Genomic DNA, 16,112 nt, shown 5'->3' with positions numbered 1-16,112 from the left:
AAGAGAGACGAGGGGTCAGTGGCGGAGTTCGAGGGTGCAGCACTTGACGCTGCCGCCGGACTTCAGCAGCTCGGAGAGGTCGATGTGGTGGGTGCGGAAGCCGTGGGCGCGGAGTTTGGCGGCCAAGCCGGTGGCGGGCTCGGGGAGGATGGCGTTCAGGCCGTCGGAGACCAGGTTGAGGCCGAAGAGCAGGGCGTCCTCCTCGTCGGCGATGACCGCGTTGGGGAACAGGCCCCGCAGCACCTGGCGGCTCTCGGCGTCGAAGGCGCCCGGGTAGTAGACGATCTCGTCGTCGCCGAGCGCGGCCAGCGCGGTGTCCAGGTGGTAGAAGCGCGGGTCGATGAGTTTGAGGCTGATCACCGGGCGGTTGAACAGGGCTCGGGCCTCGGCCTGGGAGTACGGGTCGGAGCGGAAGCCGTTGCCGGCCAGGATGGCCCGGTCGGTGGTGACGTAGTCGCCCTCGCCCTCGCTGGTGAAGGCGGCCTGGACCACGTCCTGGTAGCCCCGGTCCCGGAACCACGCGGCCCAGTGGTCGGCCTCGGCCTGGCGCTCGGGGTGGCGGAAGCGGGAGACCAGCACCTTGCCGTCGACCACCAGGGCGCCGTTGGCGGCGAAGACCATGTCGGGCAGGCCGGCGGCGGGCTCGATGGTGCGGACGTCGTGGCCGAGGGAGACGTAGAGGTCGCGCAGGTCCTCCCACTGGGCCAGGGCGAGGGCCGGGTCGGTGGGCTTGGCCGGGTCCATCCACGGGTTGATGCTGTAGCTGACCTCGAAGTGCTCGGGGCGGCACATCACATAGTGGCGGGTGCGGGCCTGGCGGGGAGTCGTGGCGGTCTCGGGGGCGAGGGATGCGGTCATGGGATCGGTCCTTCCAGGAAGTAGGAGACGCGGGGTCAGGAGGTGATGCCGAGGCTGAGGGGGAAGCTGGGGCGGGCGCCGAGGAGGTGGGCGCCGGCCGACTGGAGGATCTTGTCCTGGGCCACCACGTGCTGGCACATGACCATGGTGTCGCGCAGCCAGCGGTCCAGCGGGTTGGGCTTGTAGATGGCGCCGGTCTGCATCAGGTCGTAGAGCCGCATCACGATGGAGCGGGCGGTGCGGAAGGCGTGCGCCCGGGAGAGCGGGAGGGCGGCGCGCTCGTCGGGGGTGAGGTCGTCCATGGTGCCGCCGGCCGACAGGACCTCCCACTGGCGCTCCATGGCGCCGTAGACCGCGCTGCGGGTGGCGTTGAAGTCGGCCTCGCACTCGGCCAGGGCGACCTGCATCCGCCAGTTGTCGGCCCAGCGGTTGGCGCCGCCGCCGGCGGACTTGGTGACCACCTGGTCGCGTACCCAGTCCAGCGCGGCCCGGGCGACACCGAGCGGGACGCCCGGCATGTTGCGCATATGCACCTCGGGCTGGGCCAGCGGGCCCCCGCCGTTGCGGACCTCGCCGAAGGTGAGGGTGTGGCCCTCGGGGACGTAGACGTCGTGGATGGCGTAGTCGCAACTGCCGCTGCCGGCCAGGCCGGTGGTGTGCCAGGTGTCGATGATCTCGACCTCCTCGCGGGGCACCATCAGGAGGATGGAGTCATGGGAGCCGTCGACCAGGAAGGGTTCGCCGTCCTGGTAGATGAAGGCGCCGGAGATCACCCAGTCGGCGTGGGTGATGCCGCTGCCGAACTGCCAGCGTCCGGTGAGGCGGTAGCCGCCCTCGGTCTTCTCGGCCTTGCCGGTGGGGAAGAGCAGTCCGGCGGTGGTCATGTCCAGGTGCGGGAACATCTCCTTGGCGACCCGCTCGTCCAGGAACGAGGCGTACAGGCCGGAGTCCATGCCGATCATGGCGGCCCAGCCGGCTCCGGAGTCGCCGTAGGCCAGGGCCTCGACCACCTCGGTCTGCTCGACGGAGCTGAGTTCGGGTCCGCCCCAGGCCCGGCTGAAGCCCATCCGGAACGCTCCGGTGGCGCGGATCAGTTCGACCACATCGGCGGGGAGGCGGCGGTTCTCCTCGATCTCGGGGCCGCGCGCCCGCAGGGTCGGGGCGAGCGCCTTGGCGGCGGCCAGGATCTCGGCGGCGGTGTTGGGGACCGCCGGGGTGGTGGTCGTCATGTCAGGACTCCTTGGTGGTGGCGGCCGTCGCCAGCTGGTGGAAGGTGCCGTGCAGGAAGAGCAGGGGCGGCTGGAGGTCGCGGACGCCGGTGGTGACCACCTCGCCGATCACCATCGTGTGGTCGCCCAGATCGAAGCTGTCCCAGAGCACGCACTCCAGGTTGCTCTGCGCGTCGAGCATCAGGGCTCCGGTGACGGGGCCCGGGGTGGCGTCGAGGGCGGCGACCGCCTCGGCGCGGTCCTCGCGGCTGCGGGCCAGCCGCCGGGCCAGCGACTCGGCGTCGCTGTCCAGGATGGAGATGGCCCACTGCTTGGTGGCGAGGAGGTCGTCCAGGAACTGCGAGCCGCGGCGCAGGGACATCGAGACCAGCGGCGGGTCGAGGGAGACGGAGGTGAGGGAGTTGAGCGTCACCGCGTCATGGCGGCGGATGCCCTCGTGGTCGGCGTAGGTGGTGGCGACGCACACTCCGGTGGCGAAGTTGCGCATCGCGCCGCGCAGATCGGGTGACATGACGGTTCCTCCAGCAGAGAGATCGGAGAGGTCAGATGGCCTGGGGGAAGGTGAAGACCCGGTCGGGGTCGTAGCGGTGCTTGACCTCGCGCAGCCGGTCCAGGTTGGGGCCGAGGTAGGCGGCCTGGGCGTGGTCGAGGTCGGGGTCGGCGAAGTTGAGGTACGAGGCGTCCCGGGCGTGCTCGCCCATGGCGGTGTGCAGCTGGGTGAGCCATTCGAGGTTGGCCTCGCGGACCTCCTCGGCGTCCTCGGTGGACCAGGAGGCGTCCATGGAGATCAGGAAGAGCACGTCCCGGTGCGGGAAGGCGGTCTCGGTGACCGGGACCCGGTTGATGGCACCGCCCCAGGTGAACAGGGCGATACCGGCGCCGTCCGGGTTGCCGGAGCCGGGCCACTTGCGCAGCGCGGTCAGCAGGGTGTCCACGCCGGCCTCGGTGAGCGGCCGGTCGACGGTGCGGGTGCGGACGGCGAAGGGGTCGCCGGAGGTCTCGTGGCGCAGGTAGTCCTTGGCCTCCCAGTAGGTGCGGTCCTCGATCTCGACGGTGGTGGGGGTGCCGGTGGCCAGCGCCTCGGCGAGGAGTTCGCGCAGTTCGGCGGCGGGGCCGAGGTGCTGGCCGATGACGGAGACGATCCCGTCGTCGTCGCCGGCGCGGCTGGCGCCGATCCGGGCGGCGAACCGGTCGGGGGCGTCCCGCATGATCCGCTGCATCACCGGCAGTACGGCCTCGGCGTCGTCCATGGGCCAGATCAGCAGCACGGTGGAGCTGGCGACGGTGGGGCGGGCCTGGAAGGTGAAGGAGGTGTTGACGCCGAAGTTGCCTCCGCCGCCGCCCTTGCAGGCCCAGAACAGGTCCGGGTGCTCGACCTCGTTGGCGGTGACCACGGTGCCGTCGGCGAGCACGACCTCGGTCTCCACCAGCGAGTCGCAGGTGAGCCCGAAGGCCCGGGAGACGGCGGCGACTCCCCCGCCGAGGGTGAGGCCGCCGATGCCGACCTCCTCCGAGTTGCCGAGCGGCACCGCCAGGTCGTGGCGCTGGAGTTCGGCGTACAGCTCCCCGGAGCGGGCCCCGCCGCCGACCGTGACCAGCTCGCGCTCGGCGTCCACGGTCACGGAGTTGAGGCCGTGCAGGTCCAGGACGAGTCCGGTGGTGGCGGCCTGGCCGGCGTAGCTGTGGCCGCCGCCGCGGGCCACCACCGGCAGCCCCTGCTCCCGGGCCCAGGCGATGCCCCGGGCGACGTCGGCGGTGGAGGCGACCGAGAGGACGCCGGCCGGCTGGATGCCGGCGTACCGCTTGTTGAAGGCGAAGCTGTTCTCCGCGAAGCCGGGCTCCCCCGGCAGCCGCACCGTTCCGTCGACCTGCTCCCGCAGGGACTGCCAGTCGGTGGTCATCCCACTTCCTCCGGTTCCGTCACTTCCGAGAGGTACGACACGCCGGTCTCGGCGTGCGGCCCGTAGCGTTCCCACTCCTCCCGGAGCAGCAGTCCGCCGTCGGCGCCCTGCTCGGGGGTGTTGACGGTGCGGCCGGCGATCACGTCGCCGCAGTCCATCACCATCGTGTAGGCGAGGCGGAGGATGCCGTCGGGGTCGCAGACCCCGTTGACGCTCCCCCGGCGGACCGGTCCGCCTTCGAAGTCCGCCCACACCAGGTCGTCCCGCTGGTGGTAGACGGCGGTCACCCCGTCCTGGCTGGCCAGCTTCCGGAACTGGCGCCCGTTGTAGTCGATGCTGCTCACGTGTCCACGTCCAGCAGTCCGGCCGGCATCTCCAGCCGATCGGCCACGTCCTTGGCCGCCAGCGGGTCGGCGTCCAGTTCGACGGCGGCGATCGCGGTGGCCAGGCGCTCCTGGATGGTGTCGGTGTCCTCGCCGGTGCAGACCACGAAGGAGTGCCGGGCGAGGTAGCCGCCGGGCGGGAGCCTCAGTTCGGTGCCCGGTTCGACCATCGGGGCGGCGGTGACCAGTCCGGGGAGTCCGGTGGGTACCCGCACCGCGTGCACGGTGGCGTCCTCGACGGGGTAGCCGAAGCGGATGCCGGCCACGCCCTGCTTGCTGAAGGCGATGTCGGGGCGGTGCCCGGCCGCGACCTCCACCAGCAGCTCGCCGGGGTCGATCCCGGTGGCGATGCGGCCGAGGAAGGGGATGAGGTCCCCGCCGAGCCGGCCGTTGATCTCGATGATCACCGGTCCGTACGAGGTGAGCTTGACCTCGGTGTGGGTGAGGCCGTTCTCGACGCCGAGCACCTGGTGCGCCTTGGTGAGGACGTCGATCAGTTCCTGGTCGGCGAGGAGGGGGTCGGCGGAGTCGACCACATGGCCGACCTCTTCGAAGTAGGGGTAGTGGCCGGTCTCCTTGCGGGCGATGAACATCACCCGGTACTCGCCCTGGTGGACCACCCCGTCGATGCTGATCTCGGGGCCCTGGGCGTAGCCCTCCACGATGGCGCCGCCGCGGAACGGCTCGTCGCCGACCAGGCTGGCGTTGGAGGCGACCAGATAGGCCCGCTCCAGCTGGCTCTCGTCCTCGGCGAGCACCACGCCCATGGAGGCGCCGAGCGCTCGCGGCTTGACGACCACCGGGTAGCCGATCCGGGCGGCGGTCTCCCGGGCCTGCTCCAGGCTGTCGGTCATCTCGAAGCCGGGCTGGGGCAGTCCGGCGGCGGTGAGCATGGAACGGGTGCGGTGCTTGTCCCGGCAGCCCTGCACCCCGTCCGGGCCGAGGCCGGGGACGCCGAACTCGGCGGCCAGTTCGGCCGAGGGCATCACCAGCGGCTCGTCGTAGCAGAAGAGTCCGACCACGGTCCGGCGGGAGGCGATCTCCCGTGCGGCGGCGCGCAGTTCGTCGTGGTCGAAGACGTTGACCACGGTGATCTCGTCGAAGTACTCCTGCTGCCAGGTGGGCTTGAGGTTGTTGACCAGGACCAGCTTGAGGTCCAGTTCGGCGGCGCGGCGGGCGGCGGACTCGATCAGGTAATGGCGGTAGACCTTCAGGCCGCTGCCGATCACCAGCAGCACACGGTCGTCGGCGGTCATATCGTCCCCTCTTGGTAGTCGGTGGTGAGGGCTTGCAGGATCTTCTCGGCGACCAGCGGGGCGGTACGGAAGCCGTCGCCGCCGCTGGCGGTGCGGGCCCAGGTGCGGGGCCCGATGCGGACGAGGTGGGCGGCGCCGGTCTCGGCGTCGACCAGGTAGTGGCAGCGCTTGACCGCCATCACCGTGTACCGGTCGGGTTCGGTGAGGATCTGCTCGCCGAGGACCTGCTCGGCCCAGCGGCGCTCCTCCACGGCGGAGCCGGTGGTGACCACGTCCGCCTCCCGGCAGACCGAGGCCGAGCTGACCTTGAGCAGCGTCCCGTCGCCGGGCGGCAGCATCCAGGCGTGGCCTCGGGTACCGATCCGGCCGATGCCGGGGGTGCGCTCCCAGGCCGGCGCCAGCTGCTCCGGCGGCTTGAGGTAGACCAGGGTCTGCCGGTGCAGCACCATCGGCAGGTCGACCAGGTCCTTGGACCAGGGCCCGGTGGCGACCAGGGTGAGGTCGGAGTCCAGGTACTCGGCGTCCGGCAGGTACACCCGGCCGGTGTCCGGGTCGACCGCCTTGACCTCCTGCCAGGGGCGGAGGCTGACATTGGGCTGGTCGGTGAGCCAGCGGACCAGCACCTGGAGGGCGTGGTCGGCGAGCAGGATGCCGCCGTGCTTCTCCAGCAGCCCGACCGTGCCCTCGGGGAACCGCACATGCGGCAGGTCGTCCGGTTCGACCAGGCTGACCGGGAGGTCGACGGCGGCGGCCGCCTTCAGCACGGTGTCCACCTCGTCGGCGGCCCAGGCCGTGATCATGCCGACCCGGCGGTAGAACTTCGAGCCGGTCAGGGCCTCCAGGCCCATCCAGCGGCGGTGCGCGACCGCGATCCGCCGGGAGGCGGCCAGGTCGGCCGGGTCCAGGGCGCGGACGGCCCGGTGCTGGTCGAAGGAGGTGGAGTTGGGGTTGGGGATGGCGTCCCGGTCCAGCACCGTGACATGGTGCCCGGCCAGCGCGCACCGCACCGCGGAGAGCAGCCCGGTCACTCCGGCGCCGACCACTACCACGCGTCGTGCGTCTACGCCCATCTCACACCGCCCCGCCGTCCAGGGGCGGCAGCGCGCGGACGGTGATCTCGGTGGTGGTGTCCCCCGGGGCGAGCCGGGTCCCGACGCCGGCCCGCTCGGCCAGGTCGATCAGGATGGGCGCCGCGTTGCGCAGCACGGTCTCGGCCTGGTGGGCGAAGTCGCCGGCGGTGGCGTCGGTGACCTCCCAGCGGTCCAGCCGGGCGAGCTGGTCGGCGAGGGTCTCCGCCGCCCGGCCGAGGCTGAAGGTGTCCAACTCGTACGAGGCGGCGAACCGCTCGGTGATCCGGTCGGCGGCCTCGCGGGAGGCGGCGGAGACCGGCAGGGTCTGCCCGGCCCAGCGCGCGCTCTTGGCGGCGATCCGGTTCCAGGGCTCGACCAGTCTGGCCCCGGTGACGGCGGGCACCGCCGACCAGCTGAAGTTGGTGCGCTGGTGCTCCGGGCTGGTGGCGGCCAGATGGTAGCGGCCGAGGTCGCGGGGCAGCCGCTCGGCGAGTTCCCGGCCCCAGACCAGATGGCCCCGGCTGGTGGAGAACTTGCTGTGCTCCAGCTCGTAGAACTCGTTGGTGATGAACCGGGCCGGCAGGGCGTAGCGGTCGTGCAGGGCGAGCAGCATGGACGCCCCGGCGATGGCGAACGGGAAGGTGTTGTCGAAGCCGCAGAAGTAGACGGCCCGGGTATCGGACTCGGGCCACCAGAGCTCGTCATCGGCGGAGACGACCTCGCCGCGTGCCTCGGCGGAGAGCACGGTGGTGTAGATGGACCAGGCCATCGTCTCGGCGTTGGGGTTGACGCTCTGCCCGGGCGTCTCGGCGAACGGGGCGGGGATGCCCCAGGAGATGGGGTAGGTGATCGGGTAGTCGGGCAGCGGGCGGGCGAGCATCTCCTCGACGGCCTGGGCCATGTGCGGCCGCTGGGCGGCGCCGCTGTCCGCGAAGTACTCCCGCAGTCTCTCCCGGTACTCCTCCAGCGGCAGGACCAGGACCGGGACCTCGCGCAGTTCGACGGCCTCCTCGGGGTGCTCGGTGGAGCGGGGGTCGACCAGGTCGCCGGCGGCCAGCGGGTGGCCGCAGCTCTCGCAGAGCCCGGCGCAGCCCTCGGCCAGGCAGTGGGGGCAGCCGCCCTTGACGAAGCCGTCCACCAGGTACTGCCCGGTGCTGGGCAGATACGGGAAGGGGGTGGGCTTGAGGACGAGCTTGCCCTCGTCCTGGAGGCGGCTGACGAAGGTGAGCACCGCCTTGGTGAAGCGCTCCTCGTCCCGGGTGAAGGCGTCCACCGCGATGCCCATGGCGGCGAGGGTGGACTCGATCCGGACCATGGAGTCGGCGACCAGCTCCGCCGGGGTGGTGCCCAGCCGGCGGGCGGTGGTGACGACGAAGGTGGAGGTGTCCTGGGCGCCGGTGCCGAAGACGGTCTCCCGGCCGGTGGCGCGCTGGTAGCGGGTGAAGACGTCGGCGGCCAGGAACGGCCCGGCCAGATGGCCGAGGTGCAGGTCGCCGTTGGCGGTCGGGGCGGGGGAGATCACCGCCGTACGGGTACTCATGGTGTGGCCTCCTTCTCCTGGTGACGGGTCAGGAAGCCCTCCGACATGTCGGAGTCCCACCAGATCCCGTAGTACTCGAAGTCCTCGGTGGAGGGGTTGACCACCTTGTGGGTGCAGCCGGGCGGCAGATGGACGATGTCGCCGGCCACGAACTCGTACTCGACGTCGTCCACCACCAGGGCGGCGCTGCCGCGCATCGCGATGAAGATCTCGTACTCGTGGTGGCTGTGCGGGGTGGACTCGCCACCGGCGCGGACCAGGCACCAGGCGCCCTCGAAGGGGGCGTTGAGCACGTCCCAGGGCTGCAGGCGCTCGCCCTCGATGCCGTAGGCGGGGGTCAGGTTGGCTCGGTCGAGCCGGCGGATCTGCATCAGCGGCCTCCGGCGGAGACGGCGACGCCCAGGGCCTCGGTGGAGGCGTCGGCGGCGCGGCGGTCCAGGATGTCGGTGGTGATCTCGTGGGAGCGCTGGGCGAGCACGCTGAGCAGCGAGTCGGAGATGCCGTGGGTGGCCTCGTTGAAGCCCTGGAGGTAGAGGCCGGCCGGGACGTCGTCGCCGAGCTCGACCCGGTAGTCGCGGTTGACCTCGATCTCGGCCAGTCCGACCTGCTCGGCGAGGGCGCGGACCATGGCGGGCATCCGCTGGTCGTAGCCGGTGCCGAGGAGCACCAGGTCGCAGCGGTGCTGCTCGACCCGGCCGGTGCGGCGGTCGCGCAGCTCCAGCACGACCTCGCCGTCCTCCTCCTTGGCGGAGAGCACCTCGGTCATGGACCGGACGGCGGAGCGCTGGACGCCGGAGAGCTTCTGCTCGTAGAGCATGGTGTAGGTCTCGTCCAGGAACGGGGCGGCCAGACCCGCGTAGTTGGTCTGCCGCATCTCGTCCAGGATCTGCCGGCGGGCGCCCGGGGAGCTGGCGTGGAACTCGCCGATGAAGGAGGGGAAGAAGAGTTCGTTGACGAACTTGCTGGTCTGGTAGTTCATCAGGCCGATGGAGCGGTGGATCAGGGTCGGCTGGCTGAGCGGCAGGTCCTTGTGGACCGAGACGAACATCTCGGCCGCGCTCTGGGCGGCGCCGATGACCACCACCCGCACCGGTCGGTCGATGGGGTACTGGGCGATACGGGTGGAGTACTGGGTGCTGTGGATGACCCGGTCCTGCGGCAGCCCGGCGAACTCCGCGGGGACGCGGGCGTCCCGGCCGGTGCCGACCACCAGGTCGCGGGCGTCGATGGTGTCGCCGTCGGTGAGGGTGACCCGCCAGCCGGTCACGGTGCCGTCGTCGGCCCGGCGCGGGTGGACCTCGCGGACCTTGGCGTTGTAGCGGACCGCCACGTGCTCCAGGGAGTTGGCCACCCACTGGAGGTACTCGGATATCTCGCGGCGGAAGGGGTTGAAGGTGCCGAGGTTGACGAACTCGTCGAGCCGTCCCTTGGCGTGCAGGAAGGAGAGGAAGGAGAACCGGCTCTGCGGGTTGCGCAGGGTCACCAGGTCCTTGATGAAGGACACCTGGCTGCGGGCGAACGGCAGCAGCAGGTTGCGCTGCCACTGCACGTCCGAGTGCTGTTCCAGGATCAGGGTGTCGGCCGCGAGCCCGGTGGAACCGGACTCCTCAAGTGCCACCGCCAGGGCCAGGTTGGACGGGCCGGCTCCGATCGCCAGCACCTCGACCTCGTGGTTCGTCATGCTCTGCCACCTCGCTACTCGTCCTGCCGCCCGTTCGAGCGATCAGGCCGACGGCCCGTTCTGCTTCGGATCCGTTCGGTAGGACGAGTACAGCGAGAGCGGCTGTTGATCGGCAGGCTTGTCCGGAGCGGACAATCAAGGCGGGTTGGTGGACGGGTTGTTCGGGTGGGCCGGCGGGGTCAGGTCAACTGGGGTTCGGCGGCCCGGGGCCGGATCCGCGGGAAGGGCACGGAGCGGCGGGGCAGCAGGTTGTGGGCCGGATCGCGGTCGGCGACGAAGGCCCGCGCCAGCGGGTCGAGCCGGTATCCGCCCAGCCGCTCGGTCGGCCGGAGCATGCCGGCCTCGGTCAACTCGTCGATCAATCGGTCGGCTCCGGCGAGGATTGATTCGTCCGCCCGGAGCTCCTGGTGCACCGGGTCCGGCAGGTCCGCCAGCCGGTCCAGCAGCTCCGAGGCCGGTTCACTGAGTCCGAGATGGGCGGAGTTGAGCACTTCGCGCAGCGACAGGTCCCCGACGCTCAGCCAGTCCAGCAGCGCCTCGGGCCGTTCCAGCCGGCCCACCGCCCAGCGCAGCGAGGTCTCCGGGTGGGCGAGCAGCCGGCGGGTGGCGATGTCCAGGGCCAGCGGCAGGTCCCCGCAGAGCCCGGCCAGCCGGTCGGCGCTGGCCGGATCGGCCTGGGCGCGCTCGGGCAGGCCCCGGGCGATCAGCGCCACCGAGTCGGCGCGGGTCAGCGCCTCCAGCCGGACCCGGTGCACATCGCGCAGGCCCAGCAGCGAGGAGCGGCCCACCACGATGGTGGTGCTGGTCGCGGAGTCGGCCAGCAGCGGGCGTATCTGCCGCTCGCAGTGCACGTTCTCCAGCAGCACCAGGACCCGGCGCTGGGCCAGCAGCGAGCGGTAGAGCCCGGCGCGCTGGTCCACCCCGTCCGGGATCCGCTCGGCGGGCACTCCCAGGGCGGCCAGGAACTGGCCGATCAGCGCCCCGGTGTCGTAGCCGCCCTGGGGCACCGGGCCGACGTCCGCGTAGAGCTGGCCGTCCACCATGGCCGGGGCCAGGGTGTGCGCGTGGCGCAGGGCCAGCTCGCTCTTGCCGATCCCGGCCGGTCCGCTGATGAGCACCGGCCCGGGCGGCAGCGCGGCCAGCCGGCGCAGCTCCTCGGCGCGGCCGACCAGCGCCCGCGGCTGCGGCGGCAGCTGGCGGGGGCTGGGCAGCGCGCAGGCGGTGGGCACCTGCGCCGGGCGGGGGGCCGCCTGGGCCGCCGCCGGTACGGAGGGTGCCGGCGGTACGGCCGGGGCCCCGGCTTTCACGGGTGCCGGCGGTGTCACCGGTGCGCCGTCGGCGGCCGCCGCCAGCCAGCGCCGGCGCCACTCCTCGCGGTCGCCCCCGCAGGCCGCCGCGTATGCCAGCGCGACCTGGAGGGTGGGCATCCGGTGCCCGTTGGCCGCGCTGGACAGCACCGAGGCCGAGTACATGGCGGTTCTGGCCATGTCCCGGTACGTCGGACTGCCGGCGTCGGCCCGTAGGCGGCGCAGTCCGCTCGCGAACTCCGCGACCGCTCCGCCCGAGGCGTCCACTGGCTTCTCCGGCCTCCCCATTTCCATCCCCTCATCTCTCTTCTGCGTATGCCTATGGATGACGCGTCCTGTGAAAACACGGAGGGCGGGGCCGGTCCGCTACCGCCGGCCGTGCCCCGCCCCGGATGTGCCATGCCGTCAGGCTGCGGGATCCTCCCGCACGCCTCAGCGGCTGAAGCTGCCGTTCACCGCGCCGAAGTCCAGCGCCCCGGCCAGCTCCTCGTAGGTGCCCTTCTCGACCAGCTCGGCGGCGGCCCGCCGGGCGACGGTGAAGGCGGCCTGGGCGACGGCGGTGCCCAGGCTGACCCGGCGCACCCCGGCCGCCTCGAACTCGGCCACCGCCGGGGCGCCGGGCCCGGCCATCACGTTGACCGGCAGCGACTGGCCCTTGACCAGCTCGGCGATGGTGTCCAGGTCGAGCAGGCCCGGCACGAACAGGCTGTCCGCCCCGGCCTCGGCGTAGACGGCGGCGCGGGCCAGCACCTCGTCCTTGCGGCCCTCGGGGGCGCCGATCTGGAAGAGGAAGACATCGGTGCGCAGGTTGACCACCAGCTCCGGCAGCCCGGCCTCCTCGGCCGCCCGGCGGGCGGCGCGGATCCGGTCCGCCTGCTCCTCGGCGGTGAACAGTTCGCCGGTGGGCTTGGAGTCCTCCAGGTTGACGCCGACCGCGCCGGCCCCGATCACGGCGGTGACGGTGGCCGCCACGTCCTCGGGGGCGGGGCCGTAGCCGCCCTCGATGTCGGCGGTCACCGGTACGTCCACGGACTGGGCGATCCGGCCGACCAGGGCGACCATCTCGTCCCGGGTCAGCGCCTGCTGGTCCGGCCGGCCCGCCGACCAGGCAACCCCGCCGCTGGTGGTGGCGACGGCCTTGGCGCCGCCCTGGACGGTGAGCACCGCGCTGCCCGCGTCCCAGGCGTTCGGCAGCAGCAGGATGCCGTCCTGGTGCAGCTCGCGGAGGACGGTGGCCTTGGCCTGCTGGCTGTTCGTCATAACGGGACCTTTCGTGAAAGGGGGTGTACTCGGCATCCTGCCGAATCGCGGAAAGAGGTTGAATGGGGAAGCAGGGACTCCGTCACGTCACGGACGGTCACTCCCGCGGCCTCGCGCCTCGCGCTCCCCGGCACGGTGCCATGTCGGACGCGCGTCCGCTGGCCGGTCCCCGACATCGAGGTGGCGCCTCCCGTGGACCGGGCCCGGACATCGAGGTGGCGCCTCCCGTGGTGCGCGGGGGAGGCGCCACTTCCAGGTCTCGCGGGGACGGTGCGGGCGGATGGACGGGAAAACGGGGCACGCGGGCGGGGGTCAGGCCCGCGCGGGCTCCTTGATGAGGGTGTCCTCGATCGTCTCGGGGCGCCGCCGGGTCCACAGGGACAGCGCCGCGGCGCCCATGCAGAGCGCGCCGGCCGCGTACCAGGCGGGGGCGTAGCTGCCGAAGCCGTCACGGGTGACACCGGCCATGGTGGCGGCGAAGGCGGCACCGAGCTGGTGGGCGGCGAAGACCCAGCCGAACACGATCGGGGCGGACATGCCGAAGTGCTCCCGGCACAGGGCCACGGTGGGCGGCACGGTGGCGATGAAGTCCAGGCCGAAGAAGATGACGAAGATCAGCATGAAGCCGGTGACCTTGTCGTCGAACAGCTGCGGCAGGACCAGCAGCGACAGGCCGCGCAGACCGTAGTAGACGGCCAGCAGCTTGCGCGGGTCGTAGCGGTCGCTGAGCCAGCCGGAGACCACGGTGCCGACCAGGTCGAAGACACCGATCAGGGCGAGCAGTCCGGCGGCGGTGACCGAGGGCATGCCGTGGTCGTGGGCGGCGGGGATGAAGTGGGTGTTGATCAGGCCGTTGCTGGTGGCGCCGCAGATGGCGAAGGCGGCGGCCAGGACCCAGAACGCCTTGCTGTGGCTGGCGCTCTTCAGCGCGTCCACGGCGAGCTTGCCGGCGTTGCGGGTGGGCGGCGGGGTGGGCACCACCTCGTCCGCGCCATACGGCGGGATGCCGACGTCGCCGGGGTGCTCGCGGAAGAACAGCAGCACGAACGGGACCGTGGCGAAGGCCACCAGGGAGGTGACGATCGCGGCCGTCCGCCAGCCGCCGTCCGACTCGGAGAGCTTGGCCACCACCGGCAGGAAGATCAGCGAACCGGTCGCGCCGCCCGCCGTGAGCAGACCGGTGACCAGGCCCTGGCGCTTGACGAACCAGCGGGTGCCGATCGTGGCGACGAAGCCCAGCGAGATGGAGCCGGCGCCCAGGCCGACCAGCACGCCCCAGAGCATCACCAGCTGCCAGGAGGCGGTCATGAAGATGGCCAGACCACTGCCGAGGGCGATCAGTGTCATGGCGACCGCGGTCACCTTGCGCACGCCGTAGCGCTCCATCAGCGCGGAGGCGAACGGGGCGGTGACACCGTAGAGGGCCAGGTTGACGGACATGGCGAATCCGATGGTCCCGGTCGACCATCCGAACTCGTTCTGCAGCGGCTCCACCAGAGCACCGGGGGTCGCCCGGAAGCCAGCCGCCGCGACCAGCGCGACAAATCCGATGGCCGCGATCATCCACGGCCAGAGTTGCTTCTGACGAATCATTGTCCCAGCGTGGTCGAGCGGTCACCCTCGCGAAAAGCGGAGCGGGGACACCTTGTCAGGTTCACGTGGCCGGGCCGGGGAGGGCACAACGCCGGAAGCCCGGCGCGGAGTTCCGCACCGGGCTCGGGGGTCGTATGCCGGATCAGCTCTGGCCGAGAGGGAAGCTCCGGGTCGAGGTCGCCATGTCGATATCGGAGGAACGCACGGTGAGCAGCGCCTTCCACTCCCCCGCCAGGGCCAGCGGGACGGTGCCGGTCCACCGTCCGGCGCCGTCCGGGCGGAGCGCCACCTGCAGCGGCCCGAGGTCCCGGGCGGGCAGCGAGAAGGCCAGCCGCGCCTCCGGCACCTCGGCCGGCTTCCCGGCGGCGTCGCGCAGACTCACCCGTACGGCGTAGCCGCCGGCCTTCGCCGGGACCAGGTCCACGGTGGCGGCGCCCTGGGCGTTCGGGGTGGTGCCGCCGGTGTCGTACGGGATCCGTACGGTGGTGGTACGGGCCGGGGCGCGGCTCGCGTCGGTCGCGGCCGGGCCCGGGGCGGCGGCCGTCGCCGCGTTCGCGTTCCGGCCGGGCGAGGTGGCGGTGAGCAGCGTGGTGACGACCAGGACAGCGACGGCCACGGCGGCCTCGGCCAGGACCGAGCGCCGCAGGGCGGCCCGAGCGGGCGGGTCCTCCGGGGGTTCTACAGGATCGGGTGCGGGCGCGCCGGCCGGGACGGCGACTCGGGCCGGCGTACCGGCGGTGGCGCGCAGCCGGGCCAGCCGGGAGCGGGAGACCCAGGCGGCGGCGACCATCAGGGCCACCAACCCCACCTTGACCAACAGCAGTTGCCCGTACCCGGTGGAGAACAGGGCGTCCCAGGTGCCCACCTCGCGCCAGGACCGGTAGAGCCCGGTCAGCACCAGGACGGTCACCGAGACGAAGGCCAGTTGAGAGAAGCGCTCCACCGCGGTGGCGGGGAGGTCGTCGCGGAGTCCGGAGAGCAGGGTGGCCAGACCGCCCAGCCAGGCGGCCATCGCCAGCAGATGCAGCGCGGTCACCGGTACGGCCAGCCAGACCTGGGCGCCCTCGGAGGAGTGGTTGGTGACGGCCCAGGTCGCCGACAGCCCGACGGCCAGCGCCAGTCCGGCCAGCCGGAGCCGGGTCCGGGACCGGGCCTGAGAGCGCTCGGGTTGCTCAGGGTCGGTCTGCTCGGTCTCCTCGGGGCCGGGCTGTCCCGACTGGCCCACCAGCAGCACCAGGAAGACCCCGCTCACCACGAGCAGTAGCAGCCTGGCCGCCAGCACCAGATAGATCCGCTCGTCCAGGTCGACATGGGCGGGAGCCGTCGCGGGGTCGGCCGGGGGCGCGATACCGCCGCCCTGCTCGTACGCGCCGCGCAGCATCATCAGCACCACGGTGGAGCCGAGCAGGGCGACCCAGCCGGCCACCAGCAGCCGCTGCACCGACCGGGCGGCCGCGCCCGCGGGCCAGCAGAGCAGGACGAACGCCACCGCCCCGGCCAGCAGCGCGAAGGCCGCGTAGGCGATCAGCCGGGCGGTGCCGTACAGGAAGCCGATCAGGCCGTTGGTGTCGGTGCTGCCCCGGAGTGATTCGGCGGACACCGTGCTGGCCGAGGGCGCGCCGACGGAGAAGGTGAAGGCCCCGCCGATGGGATGGGAGTCCGCGGAGACCACCCGCCAGGCCACCGTGTAGGTGCCGTCGGCGAGGCCGCCGCGCAGGGCGACCCGCGCGGTCTCGGCCTTGCCGCCCACGTGGTCCGGAGTGCCGGTGTCCACCCGTCCGCCCGCCGGGTCGAAGACCCGTAGCGCCTCGGCGGGCAGGGTCACGCCCTCGCCGAAGGTGAGCGTGACGGCGGAGGGCTGCCGCGCCACCACCGACCCCTGCACGGGGTCGGTGGAGTCGAGCGCCCCGTGCGCGGACGCGGTGCCCGCCGTGCCGAGCACCGCCAGCACGGCCGCCAGCAGTGCGATCAGCGCACCGGCGGCTCGGCGCGTCCGCGCGGATCCCGTGGTCATTCCTGGCTGCTCCTCTGTCG

The 16,112-nt window shown here is 72.4% G+C and carries 14 protein-coding genes; all 14 read right to left on the bottom strand.

The features are described from left to right. Positions 1-15 precede the first annotated feature (15 nt). The gene (gene ddaH / locus ABZ945_RS09500; RefSeq protein WP_361266350.1) at positions 16-858 is read right to left on the bottom strand and encodes a dimethylargininase; all 843 of its coding nucleotides are present in this window, start codon (positions 856-858) and stop codon (positions 16-18) included. Positions 859-893: 35 nt separating this feature from the next. Next, complete coding sequence (locus ABZ945_RS09495) at positions 894-2,087, bottom strand: acyl-CoA dehydrogenase family protein (protein WP_361266348.1); 1,194 nt, start codon at positions 2,085-2,087, stop codon at positions 894-896. A gap of 1 nt (position 2,088) precedes the next feature. Next, on the bottom strand, positions 2,089-2,598 hold the full coding sequence (locus tag ABZ945_RS09490) for a flavin reductase family protein (RefSeq protein ID WP_361266346.1): 510 nt from the start codon (positions 2,596-2,598) through the stop codon (positions 2,089-2,091). Positions 2,599-2,629: 31 nt separating this feature from the next. Further along, entirely contained in the window at positions 2,630-3,988 is a 1,359-nt protein-coding gene (locus ABZ945_RS09485) for an FAD-binding oxidoreductase (RefSeq protein ID WP_361266344.1), read from the bottom strand. Then, positions 3,985-4,332 (bottom strand): hypothetical protein, encoded by a 348-nt coding sequence (locus ABZ945_RS09480; protein ID WP_361266342.1) that lies wholly within the window; start codon positions 4,330-4,332, stop codon positions 3,985-3,987. The genes ABZ945_RS09485 and ABZ945_RS09480 overlap by 4 nt, the downstream gene beginning before the upstream one ends. Continuing rightward, positions 4,329-5,627, bottom strand: coding sequence for an ATP-grasp domain-containing protein (locus ABZ945_RS09475; protein WP_361266340.1), 1,299 nt, complete (start codon positions 5,625-5,627; stop codon positions 4,329-4,331). Before ABZ945_RS09475 ends, ABZ945_RS09480 begins: the two co-directional genes overlap by 4 nt. Next, the gene (locus tag ABZ945_RS09470) at positions 5,624-6,676 is read right to left on the bottom strand and encodes an FAD-dependent oxidoreductase (protein WP_361266338.1); all 1,053 of its coding nucleotides are present in this window, start codon (positions 6,674-6,676) and stop codon (positions 5,624-5,626) included. The genes ABZ945_RS09475 and ABZ945_RS09470 overlap by 4 nt, the downstream gene beginning before the upstream one ends. A gap of 22 nt (positions 6,677-6,698) precedes the next feature. Further along, complete coding sequence (locus tag ABZ945_RS09465; protein WP_361266336.1) at positions 6,699-8,237, bottom strand: class I tRNA ligase family protein; 1,539 nt, start codon at positions 8,235-8,237, stop codon at positions 6,699-6,701. Next, the gene (locus ABZ945_RS09460) at positions 8,234-8,608 is read right to left on the bottom strand and encodes a cupin domain-containing protein (protein ID WP_361266334.1); all 375 of its coding nucleotides are present in this window, start codon (positions 8,606-8,608) and stop codon (positions 8,234-8,236) included. The genes ABZ945_RS09465 and ABZ945_RS09460 overlap by 4 nt, the downstream gene beginning before the upstream one ends. Then, the gene (locus tag ABZ945_RS09455; RefSeq protein ID WP_361266332.1) at positions 8,608-9,918 is read right to left on the bottom strand and encodes a SidA/IucD/PvdA family monooxygenase; all 1,311 of its coding nucleotides are present in this window, start codon (positions 9,916-9,918) and stop codon (positions 8,608-8,610) included. The genes ABZ945_RS09460 and ABZ945_RS09455 overlap by 1 nt, the downstream gene beginning before the upstream one ends. A gap of 179 nt (positions 9,919-10,097) precedes the next feature. Next, a complete protein-coding gene (locus ABZ945_RS09450) occupies positions 10,098-11,513 on the bottom strand; it encodes an XRE family transcriptional regulator (protein WP_361266330.1) in 1,416 nt (471 codons plus the stop codon). A gap of 144 nt (positions 11,514-11,657) precedes the next feature. After that, positions 11,658-12,485: an isocitrate lyase/phosphoenolpyruvate mutase family protein gene (locus ABZ945_RS09445; RefSeq protein ID WP_248631182.1), complete on the bottom strand. Its 828-nt coding sequence runs from the start codon at positions 12,483-12,485 to the stop codon at positions 11,658-11,660. A 312-nt stretch (positions 12,486-12,797) separates the two neighbouring features. Then, a complete protein-coding gene (locus ABZ945_RS09440; protein WP_361266327.1) occupies positions 12,798-14,078 on the bottom strand; it encodes an MFS transporter in 1,281 nt (426 codons plus the stop codon). Positions 14,079-14,220: 142 nt separating this feature from the next. Then, complete coding sequence (locus ABZ945_RS09435) at positions 14,221-16,092, bottom strand: FixH family protein (RefSeq protein ID WP_361266325.1); 1,872 nt, start codon at positions 16,090-16,092, stop codon at positions 14,221-14,223. Positions 16,093-16,112 lie beyond the last annotated feature (20 nt).

The sequence above is a fragment of the Streptomyces sp. NPDC046887 genome (genome assembly GCF_040644755.1).
GTDB classification, from domain to species: Bacteria; Actinomycetota; Actinomycetes; order Streptomycetales; family Streptomycetaceae; genus Streptomyces; species Streptomyces lichenis.
This window is presented reverse-complemented; position numbering and strand designations above follow the sequence as displayed.

Excerpts from the sequence above, each read along its gene's own strand:
- ddaH (WP_361266350.1), bottom strand. The coding sequence starts at position 858 with ATGACCGCATCCCTCGCCCCCGAGACCGCCACGACTCCCCGCCAGGCC.
- ABZ945_RS09495 (WP_361266348.1), bottom strand. The coding sequence starts at position 2,087 with ATGACGACCACCACCCCGGCGGTCCCCAACACCGCCGCCGAGATCCTG.
- ABZ945_RS09490 (WP_361266346.1), bottom strand. The coding sequence starts at position 2,598 with ATGTCACCCGATCTGCGCGGCGCGATGCGCAACTTCGCCACCGGAGTG.
- ABZ945_RS09485 (WP_361266344.1), bottom strand. The coding sequence starts at position 3,988 with ATGACCACCGACTGGCAGTCCCTGCGGGAGCAGGTCGACGGAACGGTG.
- ABZ945_RS09475 (WP_361266340.1), bottom strand. The coding sequence starts at position 5,627 with ATGACCGCCGACGACCGTGTGCTGCTGGTGATCGGCAGCGGCCTGAAG.
- ABZ945_RS09465 (WP_361266336.1), bottom strand. The coding sequence starts at position 8,237 with ATGAGTACCCGTACGGCGGTGATCTCCCCCGCCCCGACCGCCAACGGC.
- ABZ945_RS09460 (WP_361266334.1), bottom strand. The coding sequence starts at position 8,608 with ATGCAGATCCGCCGGCTCGACCGAGCCAACCTGACCCCCGCCTACGGC.
- ABZ945_RS09455 (WP_361266332.1), bottom strand. The coding sequence starts at position 9,918 with ATGACGAACCACGAGGTCGAGGTGCTGGCGATCGGAGCCGGCCCGTCC.
- ABZ945_RS09450 (WP_361266330.1), bottom strand. The coding sequence starts at position 11,513 with ATGGGGAGGCCGGAGAAGCCAGTGGACGCCTCGGGCGGAGCGGTCGCG.
- ABZ945_RS09445 (WP_248631182.1), bottom strand. The coding sequence starts at position 12,485 with ATGACGAACAGCCAGCAGGCCAAGGCCACCGTCCTCCGCGAGCTGCAC.
- ABZ945_RS09440 (WP_361266327.1), bottom strand. The coding sequence starts at position 14,078 with ATGATTCGTCAGAAGCAACTCTGGCCGTGGATGATCGCGGCCATCGGA.
- ABZ945_RS09435 (WP_361266325.1), bottom strand. The coding sequence starts at position 16,092 with ATGACCACGGGATCCGCGCGGACGCGCCGAGCCGCCGGTGCGCTGATC.